At 42.2% G+C, this 19492-nt stretch carries 20 protein-coding genes; 10 read left to right on the forward strand and 10 right to left on the reverse strand.

All coding sequences use genetic code 11. From position 1 onward, the window contains the following. The 4 genes from RIG27_RS01600 to RIG27_RS01615 all read left to right on the forward strand — a co-directional run. The coding region (locus RIG27_RS01600; RefSeq protein WP_446341811.1) for a pentapeptide repeat-containing protein at positions 1-219 on the forward strand (219 nt) is incomplete at its 5' end. 329 nt (positions 220-548) lie between these two features. Next, positions 549-1226: an NYN domain-containing protein gene (locus RIG27_RS01605; protein ID WP_446341813.1), complete on the forward strand. Its 678-nt coding sequence runs from the start codon at positions 549-551 to the stop codon at positions 1224-1226. Positions 1227-1270: 44 nt separating this feature from the next. Next, positions 1271-1468, forward strand: a complete 198-nt coding sequence (locus RIG27_RS01610) for a DUF433 domain-containing protein (protein ID WP_446341815.1) — start codon at positions 1271-1273, stop codon at positions 1466-1468. Positions 1469-1538: 70 nt separating this feature from the next. Further along, the gene (locus RIG27_RS01615; RefSeq protein WP_446341817.1) at positions 1539-1673 is read left to right on the forward strand and encodes a hypothetical protein; all 135 of its coding nucleotides are present in this window, start codon (positions 1539-1541) and stop codon (positions 1671-1673) included. Between the two features lie 240 nt (positions 1674-1913). Here the strand turns inward: RIG27_RS01615 and RIG27_RS01620 are convergent, their stop codons facing one another. The 7 genes from RIG27_RS01620 to RIG27_RS01650 all read right to left on the reverse strand — a co-directional run bounded on the left by RIG27_RS01620 (position 1914) and on the right by RIG27_RS01650 (position 7585). Further along, positions 1914-2798, reverse strand: coding sequence for a hypothetical protein (locus RIG27_RS01620; protein ID WP_446341819.1), 885 nt, complete (start codon positions 2796-2798; stop codon positions 1914-1916). Next, positions 2776-4119, reverse strand: a complete 1344-nt coding sequence (locus RIG27_RS01625) for a DUF3696 domain-containing protein (RefSeq protein WP_446341821.1) — start codon at positions 4117-4119, stop codon at positions 2776-2778. Before RIG27_RS01625 ends, RIG27_RS01620 begins: the two co-directional genes overlap by 23 nt. Before the next feature lie 3 nt (positions 4120-4122). Beyond that, positions 4123-5247, reverse strand: a complete 1125-nt coding sequence (locus RIG27_RS01630; protein ID WP_446341823.1) for a DUF262 domain-containing protein — start codon at positions 5245-5247, stop codon at positions 4123-4125. A 105-nt stretch (positions 5248-5352) separates the two neighbouring features. After that, a complete protein-coding gene (locus RIG27_RS01635) occupies positions 5353-5706 on the reverse strand; it encodes a DUF2442 domain-containing protein (RefSeq protein WP_446341825.1) in 354 nt (117 codons plus the stop codon). A 75-nt stretch (positions 5707-5781) separates the two neighbouring features. Further along, on the reverse strand, positions 5782-6138 hold the full coding sequence (locus RIG27_RS01640; protein ID WP_446341827.1) for a DUF4276 family protein: 357 nt from the start codon (positions 6136-6138) through the stop codon (positions 5782-5784). Next, positions 6135-6401 carry a hypothetical protein gene (locus RIG27_RS01645; RefSeq protein ID WP_446341829.1) on the reverse strand — a complete coding sequence of 89 codons (267 nt, stop codon included), beginning with the start codon at positions 6399-6401 and terminating at the stop codon, positions 6135-6137. The genes RIG27_RS01640 and RIG27_RS01645 overlap by 4 nt, the downstream gene beginning before the upstream one ends. Continuing rightward, entirely contained in the window at positions 6395-7585 is a 1191-nt protein-coding gene (locus tag RIG27_RS01650) for an AAA family ATPase (protein WP_446341831.1), read from the reverse strand. Before RIG27_RS01650 ends, RIG27_RS01645 begins: the two co-directional genes overlap by 7 nt. 240 nt (positions 7586-7825) lie before the next feature. On the opposite strand from RIG27_RS01650, the gene RIG27_RS01655 reads away from it, so the two are divergent. The 3 genes from RIG27_RS01655 to recQ all read left to right on the forward strand — a co-directional run bounded on the left by RIG27_RS01655 (position 7826) and on the right by recQ (position 12442). Further along, positions 7826-8821 (forward strand): DNA cytosine methyltransferase, encoded by a 996-nt coding sequence (locus RIG27_RS01655; RefSeq protein WP_446341833.1) that lies wholly within the window; start codon positions 7826-7828, stop codon positions 8819-8821. 209 nt (positions 8822-9030) lie between these two features. Beyond that, positions 9031-10212, forward strand: a complete 1182-nt coding sequence (locus RIG27_RS01660; RefSeq protein ID WP_446341835.1) for a DNA cytosine methyltransferase — start codon at positions 9031-9033, stop codon at positions 10210-10212. Between the two features lie 100 nt (positions 10213-10312). After that, positions 10313-12442, forward strand: a complete 2130-nt coding sequence (recQ, locus tag RIG27_RS01665) for a DNA helicase RecQ (protein WP_446341848.1) — start codon at positions 10313-10315, stop codon at positions 12440-12442. 130 nt (positions 12443-12572) lie between these two features. Here recQ and RIG27_RS01670 read toward each other — a convergent pair whose 3' ends face one another. Then, entirely contained in the window at positions 12573-15770 is a 3198-nt protein-coding gene (locus RIG27_RS01670; RefSeq protein WP_446341836.1) for a PAS domain S-box protein, read from the reverse strand. Between the two features lie 669 nt (positions 15771-16439). Between RIG27_RS01670 and RIG27_RS01675 the strand changes: the two genes are divergently transcribed. Both RIG27_RS01675 and RIG27_RS01680 read left to right on the forward strand, forming a co-directional pair. Next, positions 16440-17006, forward strand: coding sequence for a hypothetical protein (locus RIG27_RS01675; protein ID WP_446341838.1), 567 nt, complete (start codon positions 16440-16442; stop codon positions 17004-17006). 4 nt (positions 17007-17010) lie between these two features. Beyond that, entirely contained in the window at positions 17011-17154 is a 144-nt protein-coding gene (locus RIG27_RS01680; protein WP_446341840.1) for a hypothetical protein, read from the forward strand. Here RIG27_RS01680 and aroB read toward each other — a convergent pair. Then, on the reverse strand, positions 17149-18243 hold the full coding sequence (aroB, locus tag RIG27_RS01685) for a 3-dehydroquinate synthase (RefSeq protein ID WP_446341842.1): 1095 nt from the start codon (positions 18241-18243) through the stop codon (positions 17149-17151). The two genes, RIG27_RS01680 and aroB, sit on opposite strands and share 6 nt — an antisense overlap. An 85-nt stretch (positions 18244-18328) precedes the next feature. Between aroB and petL the strand changes: the two genes are divergently transcribed. After that, positions 18329-18430 carry a cytochrome b6-f complex subunit PetL gene (petL, locus tag RIG27_RS01690; RefSeq protein ID WP_446341844.1) on the forward strand — a complete coding sequence of 34 codons (102 nt, stop codon included), beginning with the start codon at positions 18329-18331 and terminating at the stop codon, positions 18428-18430. A gap of 279 nt (positions 18431-18709) precedes the next feature. Here petL and RIG27_RS01695 read toward each other — a convergent pair whose 3' ends face one another. Then, positions 18710-19315 carry a Uma2 family endonuclease gene (locus tag RIG27_RS01695; RefSeq protein WP_446341846.1) on the reverse strand — a complete coding sequence of 202 codons (606 nt, stop codon included), beginning with the start codon at positions 19313-19315 and terminating at the stop codon, positions 18710-18712. Between the last annotated feature and the right edge of the window lie 177 nt (positions 19316-19492).

The raw sequence follows: 19492 nt of genomic DNA on the forward strand, positions 1-19492 counted from the left end.
GGGGCGGATTTGAGTTGGGCGAAGTTGGGGAATGCGGATTTAAGGGGGGCGGAGTTAGTGGGCGCGAAGTTAGTGGGCGCGAGTTTGAGTGGCGCAGATTTAAGGGAGGCAGATTTGACGGGGGCAAATTTGGATAAAGCGGATTTGAGTGAGGTGAATTTGGTGGGGGCGAGGATGCCAGATGGGAGTATTTGTGATACTAATTGGCGTGAAATGTGACAGGGTATGGTAGGGGCGGGTTTGACTACAACGGTGGCGGCGTTTGGAGTTCACGCTGGTAAACTCGCCCGGGTTGAATGTGTCATATCAAATCCGGTTAAACAACCTCACTCAAAATGGCTGAAACAATTGGCGTGAAATGTGACAGGTTATGGTAGGGGCGGGTTTGACTACAAGGGTTGCGGCGTTTGGAGTTCACGCTGGTAAACCCGCCCTTTCCCCAGGTGTTATCTATAAAAAAAGTTAAATGCTAGATGATCACCTAGAGAAAAATGATATAACTTGAAAGAAGGTTTTTATTTAACTTACAAAAAAAAGGAGAATTAGAAATGAATTCTCAATCCATCTGTAGAATTGGGGTGTTTTATGATGGAAGTTTTTGGGTATATGCTCAACATTATTTTTACAAAAAACAGATAGGGTGGTTATCCTATCTTCCGTTTCATAATCTGATTGAAAATTTTATCAGAGAAAAAGAACAAGGATTTGCTAACTACAGAGTAGTTTATTCTGGATGGTATCAAGGATTACATAGTTCTAATCAATCTAACGATCATCAACGCCGAATAGACAGAAATCGTCACTTAGATTTAATTCATGCGGGAATTGAACCTAAATATGTACCTATGTCTCAAAGCCAAGGAGAGAAAGGAGTCGATGTTGCTATGGCTGTTGACGCTCTCCAAGTGGGGTTAGAAGGTCATATAGATGTAGCAATCATGGTAACAGGTGATGGAGATTTCGTTCCGTTAGTACGAGCTTTGATGAAATGGGGAATAAGAGTAGCCGTTGTGTATTTTGAATATGAATCTGAATCGCGGAGAAGTTTTATCAATGAAAGATTATTAAGTGTTTGTAACTATGATTTAAATATTAACGGTCTTGAAACAGATAAAAGGTATCACACTTTATTTCGTAGTTTATTTCGACAACCTGATCAAACAAGCAAGAATTCACCTAGTAGAACTTCGTTAAATGGAATAAGTGACCAAGATTTTCAATTTTAGAGTTTACTTACCGTAACAGTGTTAGCGGTCAGCTTATACCGATTTTGCATGGGACTAATCTACGAGTCCAAACAATAGTCATTGCGGCTCAACAGTGGGGTTTATCCTCAAATCAGATAGCCGCTGAGTATGACTTGAATGTAGAACAAATTGATGAAGCCCTAGTATTTTACCACGCCCACCGTGAAGAAATTAATCATGCGATCGCGGCTGAACAAGCCATAGAAGCCGCTCATGTCTAAACTGGTTTGTAGTAGCCACTAATGTGGCTTAAATTTAGCCAAGCGGGAAAATATTTCTGTTGAACAATTGGTGACTATTGCTTTATCGGCTTGGATAACCAAAGACTATATCGAAGAAAAAGCCAAACAGGGACGTTGGGACAAATTTCAACAGGTTTTACATAAAATTACCGATGTTGAACCAGAACCATACGACAGATTGTAGTGGCTCGGCACACCTAAGTTGAATGGCACTGACTTAAGCTGGGTTCGTAGTAGGCACTTTAGTGCCAGAAGCGCTAAAGCGCTGACTACAAACTCTAAAGTCAGTGGCATTTCACCTAAGTTGGTGGATTAGAATTGTAGGGGCGCACCGACGTGCGCCCGATTTAATCGTAAAATCTATGCCACCATTTTAGCTGTGTCAGTCCAGTAGTCTGTGTTACTCTTAGCCAAAAATGTATAACTATGATATATTAAGAGTCTTATCACTGTCAGATTTTGATTCATCAATTTCCCCTTGTAAATCAGCTTCTCCAAGGTGTCGCTGCCCAGTTTTGTCGAAAACTTCTAAATGAGCGGCTTTGCCGTAGTGTAAATTATCGACGTACCAATATTTACCTGTAGAGATTTCGCAATAAACCACTCTATTATCATACCTAATTCCAGTTCTTTTGAATCTTTTAGTATCTCGTAATATAGTTTGCTCATCCTGAGGAGGAACAGTAGAAGATTCATCATATTCTATTTTGCTTAATTTTAGTTTTTTCTCTAACCAATTCTCAAGAGCTGCTTGATTGTCAAGACTATCTAAATCAATTGATTGAGTTTCATCATTGTTTTTGATTATAGAAATTAAACAACATTTATTAATGTCGGGATGGGCAATTATAAAGCTAGACTTGGTGAAATTAATCACTAAATAAGTTATGTGGCTGTTTTGAAATTGCCTTTCAGCCACTTCTGCTAATGAAGTGTTTTTGACATCTCGACAGGATTCAGGTGTAAAGTAATAATCGAAATAATCATTGAGAGAATGGACTTGTTCTTTACGCCATTCTTTTGGATTCGATTTATTAAAAACGATATTTATAAAAGCTCGCTTCAGAGTCTTATCTTTGATTTGATTTAAACTTTGCTGGAAATTAGAGCCTCTAATAGCATCATAGTTAACAAAAAAATTACTATCTTCTTTATAGATAACCTTTTGTTTTATTTTTTTATTGAGTAAATCAAAAATAGACTTAAAACTTATTACTGCATCCTTAAATTCGGCATCTGTTAAATACTGACCTTCTAGAGACACTTCATTAATAAATATTTCCATTTTATATTCCAAAAAGCCTTTCAAAATCTTTATCCATTTGGTCAAAAAAGCTTTCGGGCCACTCCTCAATACCACCATCAGGCTGCACAGGAATTTCTACAACTGGCAGTTCAGTCTTTTGCTGAAAATATAGTATTTTCAAATCTTCATGATTCAAAATTTTATCTAGGACCGCTATTCGCAAAGCATTCAAAATATGATCGCTGTGGGATTCAACAAAAACTTGTACACCACAGCTACTTACTTTAGCTAAAAATTTAGCCAGTCGTGATTGTGCTTTAGGATGTAAATGTGCTTCCGGGTTTTCTACAATTAATATTTCACCTTGTTGGGCAATTAAGGCTGAAACAATAATCGGTAAAACACAATGATATCCAAAGCCAATATTAGCAGGTCTAAAACGATCTTTTGATGGACTTGAATTCATTAACAGTTCAAGTATATTACTTTCTGAACTCTTAATTTCTACCTTTGCTCCATCAAAAATGTTATTCAGCCATTCTTCTGTTTGAGTGGCTAAGGTTTTGGCGTCTTCTCCTAAACATAGTTCATCGTCAACTAGATAATCTTTATTTTTTTGTAATAAATTAGCGGTAAATTCACCTTTAGATCCTACATTGGGAAATTTTGTCAGAGTGGATTTAAAATAAAATTCTTGTGGACCAACACGATCTGCTGATATATAATGAATCCTGTCGAAATACAAAGATTTATATAGTTTGGAATCTATTTTAATATTTTCACCTCTTGCATTTTCAAAACTTATCATACCTGAAACAGGTAATAGTTTGAACAATGAACAAGAGCTATTCCTTTTTTCCTCTTGAGTGCCAGATATGAAGTCAAATCGATTTTGATGCACATCTTGATTAAATTCATTGTTTTTCTGATAAACTGAATTATGTTTATATGGCATACTATTGTGTTTATTGCCATCAAATCCTATAACCTCATTATCAAACTCAATCTTAATTATTTGAGCGACCATATCATCTTCATAATTTTCAGTAAAATGATATTGAGCTGATCCAACTATTTTAAAATTATTACTGTTAGATACTTCTATATTATCTTCATACAAGTATCTAAATATAATGGACTCTTCTCTTGATATGTTACTGTTTCTAATTTCATGAAAACTACCTAAGTGTACACAACTACCATTTAATACAAGTTGGGCAGCATTATCATTGTGTTCGATGGATTGTCTCATTAAGAGTAAGGATTGGAGCATGGTTGATTTACCACGTCCATTAATCCCTGTCAGTAAAGTTAACTGCCCCAAAGGAAATTCTGTTTCTTCCTTAAAGCATTTAAAGTTTTTTAGAATTATCTTTTTGAGCATTTTTTACACATCTCCTAAAATTTCTTGGGCTAGCTTAAACCTAGTAGAAACCTTGGCTTTACCGCTCGTGGCATATTTTATAGAATCGAGATAATCTTGATTTTCTAGTAATTTACTGAAATTAGTTTTGATCGCCTCTTTGTGTTCTTCTAAAAACTTATCATTACTTATAGAGAAAAAATAAGATACCGATTCAAAAATTGCAATATGTATTTTTGTCCTTCTCTGACCTGCACCTGTAGGCAAACGAAAATTTTTATCTCCAAAAAAATCAAAGGTTAACTTCATTACTCGCTCAAAATCCTTTTTCAAAGCTTTTATTTCTTCATCTGACATCAAATTTATCTTTTTCATTGCCTTTTCTACAAAATCACCCAAATCACCTTGATAATCTTTTGCATAGTCAAAAATTCTAAAAGCTAAATAGCGCAAAATAATTTCTCGATCTTTCATCCTTTCGGGTGAAATCCCATTATCAATGGCTTTTTTGAAATAGCCTTGTTCTGATAAATCTTTAAGCAGGTTTGTTGATTTCCCTGAAAAAATACAGTTTCTCACTTCTTGACGACTAAGGTTTGTTCCGCCCGTGTTAATTCTATTGAAAATATCGTAAACAACTTTAACGGGAACGGAGGGTTTTATGATATATAAATTAAGCTTTTTGTCTTCAATCCTTGTTTGATAGTCACCTGGTAATTCTTTTAAGTCAGTGAAATTAGAACCATTTAATTTAGGTAAAGCTTCTAAACCACTTAGTTTAAATTCATTATTAACAAAATCATGTAAAGTTGTAGTACGTTGTAGACCATCCACGACAATGTACTTGCCCTCTTCTGTTTGATTTACATACCATGGCGGAAGGGGGAAATTGAGAATGACAGACTCAATAAATTTGCTTTTTTGCTCTAACTTCCAAACTCGAGGATTGCGCTGAAAATCCGGATCGATAATAAGCTTACCATTGTCATATTTTCTCATTAACTCGAAAACTGTCTGAGGATCTTCTCTAATGTCGATATCGGCTTTAGTTGGGTCATAGGGATACAATCCACCACTATCGCCACTATCTTCTTCAGCCGTATCCTGATCAGTAACAATTACGTCGCTTTCTTGTGCTACGCTATCCATTTTTCTCTTACGCCTGGTGAGCTTACTTGTCAACTCTTAACTATTTTAGGAGAATACACTCATATCAACCAGAATGCATGAAAAGGACAAGAATGCGATCGCGCCCTAACTCACCTTCATCTTAACCTGAGCCATCCACGCCGCCGTGCCAAACACACCAGCCAAAAGCGCCGGAACACTAAAATCCGCATCCAGCTTCTCCCAATGCAACCCATCCCCCGATGGCGTCACTTCAACCTCAGCCAAATCCTCTGGAGAAGCACCTGCTAACCCTTGGGCTAATGCTGGGGGAAAGCTAAACGTCGCCCCACTCTTCAAATTAATTACCACGCGATCGCGACTCTGGTCATAATATGCCGATTCCGCCCTAGGTTCAACAGCATTGGCAATGTCTGCGGCTTCTTTTGCTTTTGCGATCGCGGTTTTGAACCTTGTCTCTTCCCCACCTGAATTAACCATAAATTTTATCCCATTTTTTGAGTCGTTCTATTCGATGTTCAATTACGATTTACAACGCTTTAACAGTCTACCTTTTCAGATTGTCTCTCCCATAATTTGGGCAAGAGTGGTAAAGAGGCGATCGCAATTCGGTGCGGCTTGACGTACCTTGGCAACATTCAATAATCCTAAAAGCTTTGAAGCGTGTTGTATCTTTTTGTATTCACCCTTGGATGTATGGCGAGTAGCTTGCTTTAAACTTGGCTCTAACGAATCCTTATCAATCTTCTCGACATTGGTATTTCTAGGAATTGAATTTTCTCTAAATCCTTTCCCATAGAATTTTTTGAGGGCATCAATATCGGCAATAAACCAAGCCTCCATTGCTTGCACCATTAAATAGCAATGGGTATCATCAACTCTAGGTGAATCCCAATTATCCCTAGATTTCAAATGCGCCCAAGGTCGTTTTTTACTGTTCCCTCTGAGTCAACCAGTAGGACATTGAAAGCATCAGGATAATCTTCTATAGCATTTTTGAAAGAGCTAAAAGCATTATTACGAGAACCACAGACAACAATATCCCATTTGATTCGCTTGCTCCGCGCTATCTGCACCATATCTCTCAGAAACCCGCTAAATCCTTGCCGCATTTGCCTTTTTGTATCCCGATCATCTCCACCCCCTTCTATGTAAATACGAATCTCTTTTACCATCGCGTTCCTCCAATCTCACCCATACTCCAGAGTTCACCTAAAGAATAATTTTCTAGCCACTTTTGCAACCGTTCAGGGTTAAGTCGGCGTAGATGAGTTCCTTGATAATCTCGCTCACACACCAAAACTGATTCAGGAGGAAGAGAGGAAACTAAAGCCTCTGAATGCGTTGTAACAATTAACTGAGTTCGTTCAGACGCTTCGACTAACAAATCAGCAATGGTAGACATCATGTCAGGATGTAAGCCAATCTCTGGTTCTTCAATACATATCAGTGGCGGTGGGGTGGGGTCAAGAAGTAAAGCCAGTAAAAATAGATAGCGCAGTGTACCATCAGATAAACGAGTTGCAGGGATTGGTTGAATTAAACCCTCCTCGCGGATAAATATTTGAACTGTACCGCCATAAATCTTTACGGATAGTTCTTCTGCTTCTTCGTAAAATGTTTTGAGTTTATCGATAATTGCTCGACTTCCTACTTGGTGCTGTAAGTTGTTCAAAACAAGTCCGAGATTACTCCCATCTTCTAGCAAAGGGTGTTCCGGTAAGTCAGCTTTCTGTGGCAATCTCGGTTCTGAATCTCGTCCGATATGCCAGTCACGATACAGACTAATCCGGGAAAATTGATTACCTAGATAGGTGAGTTCAGGATATTGATCTGGATCTTTCCTCTGAGATAAAACAGACTGATCGAGAATCAGATCGTCTCGACGTAGCGAACGTTGACTTCTTTGCCCATCAGATGGATTTTTAATGTTTAAAACTGGACGACCTTGTTGATAGCGATAATAAAAATAGACATCATCTTCACCGGGGTATGAGCATTCATTCTCCACCGCTTCATCGACTAATTCTGGTTTTTGACCAACTACAGTTAAACCCATGCGATAGCGAAGCGGCATCAGTCCTTCTGGGTAATCTATAGTCACCTCAATTTTAGCTATTGGAATTTCTTTTTGACCTTTCCAAAGTAAATCACTGACGCCTCCGCCTTTACGAATTGGGGCAGTTAAATCTGTGGGAGTTGCCTTCAGAAGTCCAATGGCTTCAATTAAGTTCGACTTGCCAGATGCATTGGCACCAATCAGCACATTAAGGGGTTGGAGTGCGATTTCTTCACCCTCATCTCCGTAGGATAGTAAGTTTTGCAATCGCATCGTGCGAATAAACTGTTTACCTTCCATTTCTTTAGTTTAGCTTTTATTTATTACCTGTTATAATAAGCCGACTCCGCCCTAGGTTCAACAGCATTGGCAATGTCTGCGGCTTCTCTGGATTTTTGTTATCACTGCTGTGAATGTTGTCTTATCCAAACCTAAACCAGTCGTCGTAGAGATGTCTATGCTGCGTCTAAAGGCTGACCTATCAATTCAAGGTTAAGGTATGGACAAGATAAGCGTGCGATCGCGTCCTAAAATAGGAGAATGCGAAACCAACTCCCCTACCTTGATTTCCTCTCTCAAGAACTCCAACTTCCCTCCATCGATGCGACAGCACCTTTGGTGATTGATCTGTTTGCTGGCTGTGGGGGACTAGCACTCGGTTTTGAAGCCGCAGGATTTAGAACCATCGGTTATGAAAAATTAGCAGACGCCTGCACCACTTATCAGCACAACCTGCATGGTTTCTGCTATCAGACCACGCTAGCACGCCAACCCGATTTAGTCGATGGAGCCGATGTCATCATTGGTGGTCCCCCCTGTCAACCCTTTAGCGTTGGTGGACATCAACGGGGGCTCAAAGACAGTCGCGATGGTTTCCCCATATTTCTTGACGCGGTTAAATCCTATCGCCCCCAGCTTGCTTTATTTGAAAACGTGCGGGGAATGCTATTTCGCAATAAAACCTACTTTGAAGAAATTGTTAGCGCTCTCAGGGAACTAGGATATATCGTTGAATGGGATATCCTCAACGCCGCAGATTATGGTGTTCCTCAGCGAAGAGAACGTCTTTTTTGTGTGGCTCACCGAGGCGAATGGAAATGGCATTCAAAAACCCATAAAAATTCACCGTATACGGTTAGTGAAGCCCTGGGAGAACTCGCATTTATTGCACCCCCAGACGCTAAGTTTCTCACTCCTAGCATGGATGAATATATCAAAAAATACGAGAGAGCTTCTAAGTGTGTTAGACCCAGAGATTTACACCTTAATGCCCCGTCTAGAACGGTTACTTGCCGCAATTTAAGCGCTCCAACAGGTGATATGTTGCGTATTCGCTTACCCGATGGACGTAGACGACGGTTAACGGTTCGTGAAGGAGCGCGTTTGCAAAGTTTTCCGGATTGGTTTGAATTCAAGGGTAATGAAGAAAGCAAATGTAACCAAATTGGCAATGCTGTTCCTCCCATTTTGGCAAAAGCTTTAGCCTGTTCTATCAAAGCCTATTTACAAAAAAATGTAGTGATTCTCAAGGGTTAATAGTACACACAAATGTAGGGACACAATCCTTGCTTTCTCACAGAAGTAGAATGTCACTGAATTAATCTGGGTTCGTAGTAGGCACTTTAGTGCCAGAAGCGCTTTAGCGCTTACTACAAACTCTAAAGTCAGTGCCATTCCACATAAGTAACTGATTATTTATTAATTATCTAAAGTGGTATAATCTTTCTATCCTTTAGAATTTATCAATGAGCATTCGCCCAAAACTATTCTCTTTCTTTGCTGGAACTGGATTTCTCGATTTGGGCTTTGAAGCCAGTGGTTTTGATATCGTGTATGTCAATGAAATTAATCCCTCCTATATGGAGGCTTACCGTTACTCTAGACAAGTTCTGAATCTGCCATTACCCGAATACGGATACCATTCTGCTGACAATGGAAACGTTGAGCAACTTACAGAAGGGGAACAAGCCCTACGTCTCTGGTATTTAATCCAGGATGCTCGGAAATCTACAGATATTGTCGGTTTTATTGGCGGACCTCCCTGTCCAGATTTCTCAGTTGGGGGAAAAAATCGAGGTAAGGACGGTGATAATGGTAAGCTTTCTGCTGCTTATGTTGAATTAATTTGCCAACATCAACCGGATTTCTTTTTATTTGAGAATGTTAAAGGATTGTGGAAAACGAAAAAACACCGCCTTTTTTTTGAACAGCTTAAAGAAAAGCTAAACCAGGCTGGCTATCTATTAACAGAGCGTCTAGTCAATGCCATAGAATACGGTGTTCCTCAAGATAGGGAGAGGATTATCCTGCTCGGATTTCGTCAAGGCTTAATCAGAGATATAGGACTACCCGTTGAGCAAAGTGCAAAATTTATGCCTGAAGGAATTTTTCCCTGGACAACTTATATTTTATATCCGAAGCAGACCGTTTTTTCTTGTCCTTGGGCTGCGACTGATCCATTTCAGGAAGATTCGCATCTACCTTGCTCTAATCAGATTATTCAGGAATTAACTGTTGAATATTGGTTTAGGCAAAACGATGTCCTCAACCATCCTAATGCTCAACATCATTTTAAACCGAGAGCTGGTCTAAAGCGATTTCTTTCTGTGGCGGAGGGAGATGATTCCAGAAAGTCATACAAACGCCTTCACCGATGGCGTTACTCTCCTACGGCTTGTTACGGAAATAACGAAGTCCACTTGCATCCTTATAAAGCGCGTCGCTTATCTGTTGCTGAAGCGCTTGCTGTGCAATCTTTACCTAAAACTTTTGTCCTTCCTGATAAAATGTCACTGACCAATATGTTTAAAACAATTGGTAATGGTGTTCCTTACTTAGCATCCAAGGCTATTGCTCAAAGTATTCTAGACTTTTTGTCAACAACCGAATGGCATTACGAACAGACTATAAGTGACACATTAGATTAGTACTGTAGTTACTTGACCGACGCTCTAGGGGGTGAGGATACCCGATGAGTGGTATAAAATAGTCAAAATGATTGAATCAAAAGCGCCCACAGCATCCATTATGTATCAGTTGCAATCCTTGGGGGACGCCCTAAAACAGTTTTTTGGATATGATACCTTCCGCCCAGGACAACAGCAAATCGTTGAAGAAGTGCTTCAGAACCGTGACTTGCTGATTATTATGCCCACGGGGGGCGGTAAGTCGCTGTGTTTCCAACTCCCGGCTTTACTTAAACCAGGGTTAACGGTGGTGGTGTCGCCGTTAATTGCGCTGATGCAAGATCAGGTGGATGCCTTAGTGGATAACGGCATAGGGGCGACATTTCTCAATAGTACCTTGAGTTGGGATGGGGTGCGATCGCGGGAAATGGCAATCCTCAACGGTAAGATTAAACTGCTGTATGTTGCCCCAGAACGCTTGCTGGCAGAGCGATTTGCGCCCTTTTTAGAACAAGTGCGATCGCAGGTGGGAATTTCGGCGTTTGCGGTTGATGAGGCGCACTGTGTCTCGGCGTGGGGACATGATTTTCGCCCAGAATATCGCCAGATTAAACAGTTACGTCAACGGTATCCGGATATCCCCATGCTGGCGCTTACCGCTACAGCCACCAAGCGGGTGCAGCAGGATATTGTCCAACAACTCACACTCCGTCAACCGAGTATCCATATTGCCAGTTTTAATCGCCCCAACCTTTACTACGAAATTCAACCCAAACAGCGCCAAAGCTATAACCAACTCTTCAAAAAAGTTCAATCCCATAAAGGATCTGGAATTATCTATTGTCTCAGTCGTCGTAGTGTTGACGAAGTAGCATTTCGACTGCAAAAAGATGGCATTTCAGCCTTGCCTTATCATGCGGGGATGAGTGATACTGACCGATCCAGTAATCAAAATCGTTTTATTCGCGATGACGTGCAAGTGATTGTGGCAACTATTGCCTTTGGTATGGGAATTAATAAGCTCGATGTTCGCTTTGTGATTCACTACGACTTACCCCGAAATTTAGAAGGGTATTATCAAGAATCGGGACGGGCAGGACGAGATGGAGAACCTGCCTATTGTACACTATTTTATAGTCCCGGTGATGTGCCTAGACTGGATTATCTGATTGATCAAAAACCTGATCCAAGAGAACAGCGCGTTGCCCGTCAACAGTTACAGCAAATTCGTGACTACGCGGAAGGAACCGATTGTCGCCGCACAATTTTATTGAGATATTTTGGTGAACGGTTTAAGGGCAATTGTGATAACTGCGATAATTGTTGTCATCCTAAACCCGTTGAAGATTGGACAATTGAAGCGCAAAAGTTTTTATCCTGCGTGGCGCGTTGTCGAGAACGATTTGGCATGAATCATATTATCGACGTGCTGCGGGGTTCCCGGAAAAAGAAGGTGGAACAGAATGGACATCACCTCCTCTCAACTTATGGAATTGGCAGGGATAAAAGCGTTGACGCTTGGAAAATGCTGGCGCGATCGCTCCTGCATCAGGGATTAATGGATGAAACGACAGATGGGTATCGGGTACTAAAGCTGAATAAACGCAGTTGGGAAGTGCTTCGCAAACAACGTTCTGTGCATATTGCGATTACCCAAACCCCTGTAGCCAAGGCACTATCCGATGTTAGTCCGAGAACGGCGGAAATTGAATTGCTGTTTGAGAGATTGCGAAAGCTACGTAAACAAATCGCGGATATTCAATCGGTTCCCCCTTATGTGATTTTCGCTGATTCTAGCCTCAAGTTAATGGCACAAATGAAACCTAAAACCCTGGAGGAGTTTGCCCAAATATCGGGGGTAACGGCTCACAAGTTGACGCAGTACGGCGAGCGGTTTGTGTCGGAAGTTCGAGAGTTTTGTCAGGGGCAGAAGTTACCCGTTCCTCTGCCTTCAAATAGCCAAATGGTAACCTTACAACTGTATCAGCAAGGATTAAGTATAGAGGAAATTGCGGAAAAACGGGGTTATGTTCCTAGCACTATTCTTACTCACTTAAGTGAGCTAATTGAGCAGAATCAGCCTATAGATTTAAACCGATTAGTAGCAGCAGAACGGCAAAAGCCCATCTTGCAAGCGATTCAGACTGTTGGGACAAACTCCCTGAGAAGCTTGCGGGAACAGTTGGGTGAGGATTATAGTTATGGTGAAATTCGACTTGTGCGATCGTGGTGGATTCGGGAGAAGAGTTGAGGATTTATGCTTATGTTTACTATTAGATAATTGGGTATTATATAGCAACCGCCATGGCTGTTAGGACACATCATTTATGTAGAGACGTTGCATTTTAGTCTCTACCACTTTGGATAGGATATGGTTCACATCAATCAGTGATCGGGATCTGAATCCAGAATTCTGTTCCTTGTCCCGGTTCAGAATAACATTTGAGAATACCGCCATGTTTTTCGACAACAATCTGGTGACTAATTGACAACCCTAACCCTGTTCCCTTACCCACCGGTTTTGTGGTAAAGAAGGGATCAAATAAACGATTGCGGATGGTTTCGCTGATTCCGGGTCCATTATCGCGAATCCGAATCACCGCTTGATTCTTGTCTACAACCTCGGTGCTAATCCAAATCGTTGGGTTAAGGTTTAATTGGCTCTTTTCTGTTGCACTTGCCCCGGCTTTGATTAAACCATCGAAGGCGTCAATGGCATTGCTAATAATATTCATAAACACTTGATTCAGTTGACCCGCATAACAGGCAACCGCCGGCAATTCCCCGTATTCTTTGATCAGCGTAATTCCTGGAGAATTCCCACAAGGTTTCATCCGGTTGCGAAGAATCAATAAGGTACTATCAATGCCTTCATGAATATTAACTGCCTTCATTTCGGCTTGATCGAGCCGCGAAAAATTCCGCAAGGAAATCACAATCTCTTGAATCCGATCGGCTCCCATCTTCATTGAGGAGAGCATTTTCGGTAAGTCTTCGATGAGGAAGGATAATTCAATGTCTTCTATCAACTCTTGAATATCAGGCTGGGGATTGGGATAAGATTGTTGATAACATTCGATGAGTTGTAATAAGTCGCCAATATAGTTGGTCGTATGGCTGAGATTCCCGGTGATAAAATTAACCGGATTATTGATTTCATGGGCGATTCCGGCTACCATTTGACCGATCGTAGACATTTTCTCGGTCTGAATTAACAGGGATTGGGTTTGCCGCAATTCGTGTAAGGCTTGCTCTAATTGGTTTGCCTGGGTTTGAGCCGCTTGCGCCGCTGCCCGGGTTTCGGCAAATAATTCCGCATGTTCGATCGCGATCGCGAGTTGATCCACTACAGCTTGCAGTAATTTAACTTCGCGATCGCTCCATTGCCGCGAACCCCGATAATGACTACAGATAATTGCCCCCAGTTGTCCGGTTTTGGTTTTGAGTGGTAACACTAACCCTGAAGTAATTCCCCAATCAGCGAGTAGCGATCGGGTTTCGGGGGCTAAGTTTTGGGTTTGGCTGACATCATCAATTCGTAGAGGATGTAATCGGTGAATAATGTCCGCTAAGGGGGCAAGTTGTGGGGGAAGACAGTCACCTAATAAACTGGGTAAATTGGGATCTCGTGCTTCATGGGTAACGCTTAAACTCGGTTGATCGGAGTTGTAATTTAACCACAAAAAGTGGCAGCCGTCAACCTCTAGCAATCCCCGAATTTCGGTGACGGCGATTGCCAGAATCGTATCGAGTTCTAGGGAATTGCGAATTTGGCTAGCTAACTGAAATAGTAAGGCTTCCCGGCGACTGAGGAGTTCTTCGCGCACCCAAATCCGGTCAATAGCTACCGCGATCGCATTCGCCACCCATCCCAATACTCCTTGTACGATTTTAGAGAAGGGTTGGCAACTATGTAAGGCAATAAACCCAACTAGATGAGATTCGACAATCAGGGGATAAATTCCGATAAAGGTTTTGTTGGACAAGTCATGTCCCGGCGTTAAGATCGGACGATGAATTGGCTTCAAGGTTTGGGCGACTTTGGCGATTAAGCCTTGGTTGGTGAGGATGCGTTGAGGGAATAGGTGTGTGGGTAACTGTTCACCACTATGCGCCTGCAATTCTAAGACTAAGGGCATTTGCGTCTCGTCTGTGATCCCCGCCACTGTCCAAATCCCAGCACTCAAGGCGTTTAGATGGCGAATCATGGCTTCGGTACAGCGTTTAAGACTTTCGCCTAGACTACCATTTTGTCCCACCAGAACAGCGCCAATATCGGCTTCTAAGGTAGACAGACGCGATCGTTCTAGCAGACTTGCTTTTCGTTGCTTGGTGTTAGTAATATCACGGGCGATCGCATGGACAACATCGGCTTCAGCTAAAGGCAGACAGTTCCAAGCCAACCACTTATACGATCCATCTTTACAGCGATAACGATGCTCAAAGTAACTATCCGATGAACTATCTAAAAGGGTTTGCCAAACTGTTAATGTTGCTTTGTAATCATGGGGATGGACGAAATCGAGAAATGCTTTGGGAACTAAGTTCTCCGAGGTATAGGCGAGGATAGTTTCAAAGGCAGGATTAATTCGTTTAAATCGACCATCGAAACCAATCACTGCCATCAAATCAGGTGAGAGGCTAAAAAAACGATCCAGTTCAATCTGGGCTTGTTTTTGTTCAGTGATATCCTTACAAATCGAGATATATTCATAAGGATGACCTTGCTCATCAACCAAGGGTACGATTGTCGTATCAACCCAATACAAGCTGCCATCTTTGGCACGATCTTGGATATCGCCTCGCCAGATTTTACCCTGGGAAATCGTGTTCCACAAGTCCTGAAAAAACTGCGGGGGATGATAGCCAGAATTAAGTAAATGATGGTCAGCACCGTAAAGTTCATCCCTGGAATAGTGCGAAATCTGGCAAAATTTATCGTTAACGTAACGAATCTTACCGTGAGGATCGGTAATTGCCACAATTGACGCTTGCTCCAGCGCCACCTTCATATCAACCAGGTTTTGAGGAGACGTTTTTAAGGCTTTTTCCAGGCGTTGACACTGATGCACCTGGGTTTCCAAATCGATCACTTTCTTTTGCCATTCTAACTGCGCGATCGCCTGTCGGCTTAATGCGGTTAGGGCATCCTTTTGTTGTCCGGTTAACTGTCGCGGCACTCGGTCAATCACTACTAAAATACCGACCGTTTCATGTTGAGGGGTAACTAAGGGAACGGCGGCATAAAATCGGATTGGGAGTAACGTTATCTGAGACTCAGATCCGGCTAGAGTATCTTCGACCACTAATAACGGCTTATTTTCTGTTATTATCTCCTGGCGGATTTGGCGACAAAACTCTAAGTATTGCCCTGTGGAATCGGTGTCTAAACCCACCTGTGAAGGCAACCACTGACCTTTGGCATCACAGAGACTAATCAGGGCGATCGGAGCTTGGACAACGCTAGCAGCTAAACGAGTTAAATCCTCAAATGTTGCCTTAGCCGCCGCATCAATATGGCGATCTGGATAGAGTTGCTCAAGGTTGACTGTGGTGTTACTCAATACTAGCGTGTTCATTAAAATACTACTCCTTACCCTTGTCAAAGCCAGATGCACGAGTGTTACGTCCTTGCCATGGAGGTGATGACTCCAGTTTGATCGATGTTGTCTGGTTGAGCAAACCCTATCCTGGCTTCAAGATAGGACAATATGTATATAGCTTAAACACATTAGGAAACTCTTGTTTAAAGAAGGGCTTTAGTGTACTATTCGGGTTAGCCCAACCAAATCCTTGTCTGCTCAAGGTAGGTATGCCTGTGCATAAACCTACTCTTTGGTCAAGGTCGTCGCTACCAAAATTAACATCTATACCTCGATTCAGACTTCCGCTTTCTTGGCTATCCAGGTGCTGCTGGGAAAGACGCTGGCAAAGAAAATTCACAATGTTTCCCCTATTCAATTGTTACGTTAGCACCAAGGTAATACGTTTTATCACATAACAACAAGGGAGAGGTTGCGCTCCAGGAAAGGGGTGGGGAAAAGAGGTTAACCATGTTTCTCCTACTTTGGCAACGTGCAAGTTCATGCTTATGAGGCGTTTACCGCTTCTGATCAGGGGCATTGTGTTACGATCTTAACCAATTTTAGGATAGCTTTACATTTTCTTCATAAAAATGGGTCAGCGACCCGCTATCATCTTTAGTTCAGGGCTTAATTCAGTGCCATTCAAAATTGGATTGAGGTGAAGTGTTCTACCAAATTTGGCAACGTTGTTTCTGGGGAGTCTCACTGTTCCTCGGTGTTTTCAGTGTGGCGGTAGGGGTTGAAGCTCAACCTGCACCCGTGTTTATTCCGTTTATGGAACGTATCCAAAGAAATTTGCCTGTGGGGTTAGCCATGCGCTTACCTACTCAGTTACGGGTGAATGATATGTTGGATATTGATCCAAACCAACTGATTGTGCGAGTTTTTCCCTCCCAAGCCCCCTCTAGTTATACCGTGAGTCTGTTTACCTGCGATCGCACTCCGAATTCCTGCTTACTGGGTAGCTTTTCGGTACACCCCAAGGAGTCGGCGAGTGCGCGGCGTGATCTGGAGCGTCATGAAACCCTAGGCGATCGCATTACTCTCACCCCGACTGTGGCTGGATATCTAATTGAAGGACCGACTCAAAATCCATCCTATCCTTTCTCTACGGTGATGTGGCAGCAAAATGATATGATTTACACGATTAGCTTTCCTGCCATTGAGCGACAGAATATTCTCTACATGGCGCTTTCTATGGCAAGGGAACAAGCGTTTTATCGTCGTTAGTTATTTGTCATTCGTCATTTGTCATTTGTCATTCGTCATTCGTCATTCGTCATTCGTCATTTGTCATTCGTCATTCGTCATTCGTCATTCGTCATTCGTCATTGGTCATTCGTCAGGTAAAAGAGAATTAGGAATAGGGAATTCATAATTTATCACTCAAAACTTGGCGAATGACATCGGCTGGAACTTGATCGGTTATGGTGACATGACCGATTTCAGTGGGCAGAATAAATCGTACTTTGCCATCTTTTACTTTCTTATCGGTTTGTAAGGTATCGATAATCGCATCAATATCCAATCCCGATGGTAATTGAGTCGGTAATCCGGCTTTCTCAATTAACGCCTTTTGACGTTCCGCTTCCTGAGATGTCCACATCTGAAGGTCTACGGCAATTTGACCCGCCGCCACCATGCCAATCGCCACAGCTTCGCCATGATTAACGACTTTATAGCCGGTTAAACTTTCGACCGCATGACCAATTGTGTGACCATAATTTAAAATTGCTCTTAATCCGGCTTCTTTCTCATCCTGACTAACAACATCGGCTTTGGCTTGGCAGGAGGAGGATAAAATAAAGGACAATAATTCCTCATCTAAATACCGCCGTTGGTCGAGACGCTTTGTACTTTCTAACTTAGTAAATAACTCAGCATTCCAGATGACGCCATATTTAATCACCTCTGCCATTCCCGCCCGTAATTCTCGTGGGGGTAAGGTTTGTAAGACTTGCGGATCAATTAACACAAATTGGGGTTGGTGAAAGGCACCAATTAAGTTTTTGCCTTGGGGATGGTTTACCCCTGTCTTACCGCCAATCGCGGCATCCACCATGGCTAACAGGGAGGTGGGAACTTGCACCACATTAATCCCTCGTAACCAGGTAGCCGCCGCAAACCCGGTCATATCCCCAATCACGCCTCCCCCTAGTGCTACCATCGTTGAAGACCGTTCCAAGCGATTCTGGAGGGCGGCGTCGTGGATTTTTTGAATGGATTTGAGGGTTTTGTACCGTTCGCCTGGGGGTAGGGTACAATGAGACACCTGATAACCGACTAATTTCAGCGCCGCGATCGCGCGTTCCCCGTAGCGGCGAAAGATGGCGGGATTGGAAACCAGGAGAACCTTTTTCCCTAGTTTCAGCCGACTCATCCAGACGCCGATATCATCCAAGCTTCCTGGCGCGATCGCAATATCATAAGACTGTGGCGGTACTTCAACCCGAATCACTGACTTCATCTGATTTTCCCTAGCAACTGTGGGCTGTATTTTATCCCACTTAATGATTTAATGGTCTAATAAGACGTTTTTGAGAGAACGGTAAATGTCTGGATCTGGAATTATTGCCTACTTTTTAATCCTCGGTGGTGCGACAGGTGTCGCCCTAGCCCTGTTTTTTGGTCTGAAAGCGGTCAAATTGATTTAACGTAATCGCGGAGTTCCGGACTTTCTACTCTTAGAAATTAGAAAGTACCTAACGTGGCATCGGCGGATGAAACGGGAAGCCCTGAAGACGAATAAGACCGTCCTTGTTTTTAGAAGTTGGAGGTTCCCCAAATAAGAGCGGATCTTGTTGGGGTACTTCACTAGACCGGAAAATTTTCGATGACGGAATGAGACCCAACAAATTATTGTTTGGGTTTCACTTCGTTGAACCCAACCGACCACAATGCCATAATCCTGCTGACCCATCAATCGTACAGGTTCATCTTGGCAGCACATCATCAAGTTTAAATGCGAACCTGGGCAACATCGGTGAAACAATTGGCTCTCCCAATCGATATTGCTGTTGAATATAGTCTTCACCGACTAACTGACAAATTGTAATAGTCGGCTGTTTAGGTCTGCCAATGAAAGCAACGCCGCCTAAGCCTCGGTAATCAACAATCCAATACTCTGGAATACCCAACAAGGCATATTCTTCCACTTTACGAGCATAGTCTGTCTCCCAATTTGTACTGACCACTTCAACAATCAACTTAATCGAAGTTCCCAACGTAATCACAGGTTCTCGCTCCCATAACGGCTCATTCACTAATGCTGTTTCATCTAAAACTACGACATCAGGACGACGCGCCGTAGCCGCATCTGTAAAAGGTCTAACAATACAAGTGCGTGGAATAAACCAGGGATGTCTTTGTCGTTCTAACTCAATACTCAGTTTACTGGCTAATTTTCCCGCGACTGTTTCATGAGGTTCAGTGGGTTCCATGTCTATTAATTCTCCATCCGCCAATTCATAGCCAGGATTGTTGCTATAGTGGGCGATAAATTCCTCAAAACTTAGAAGCTGAGATGACGTATAAACCATACGTTAACCTCTGAGTATACGTTATAACTTGTTAGACCGTTACATAAGACCTACTCAAAACTGATCAACCGTAGTCAAATCTAACCTTGATGCTTACTTCCTGCTTCACTCTGGCAGTGTCGGCACTCAACACCTCGGCTACGCTCGGTGTTGACCCTGAATTTCGACAGGCTCAAT

The organism is Coleofasciculus sp. F4-SAH-05 (assembly GCF_040222985.1).
Classification (GTDB): Bacteria; Cyanobacteriota; Cyanobacteriia; order Cyanobacteriales; family Coleofasciculaceae; genus Coleofasciculus; species Coleofasciculus chthonoplastes.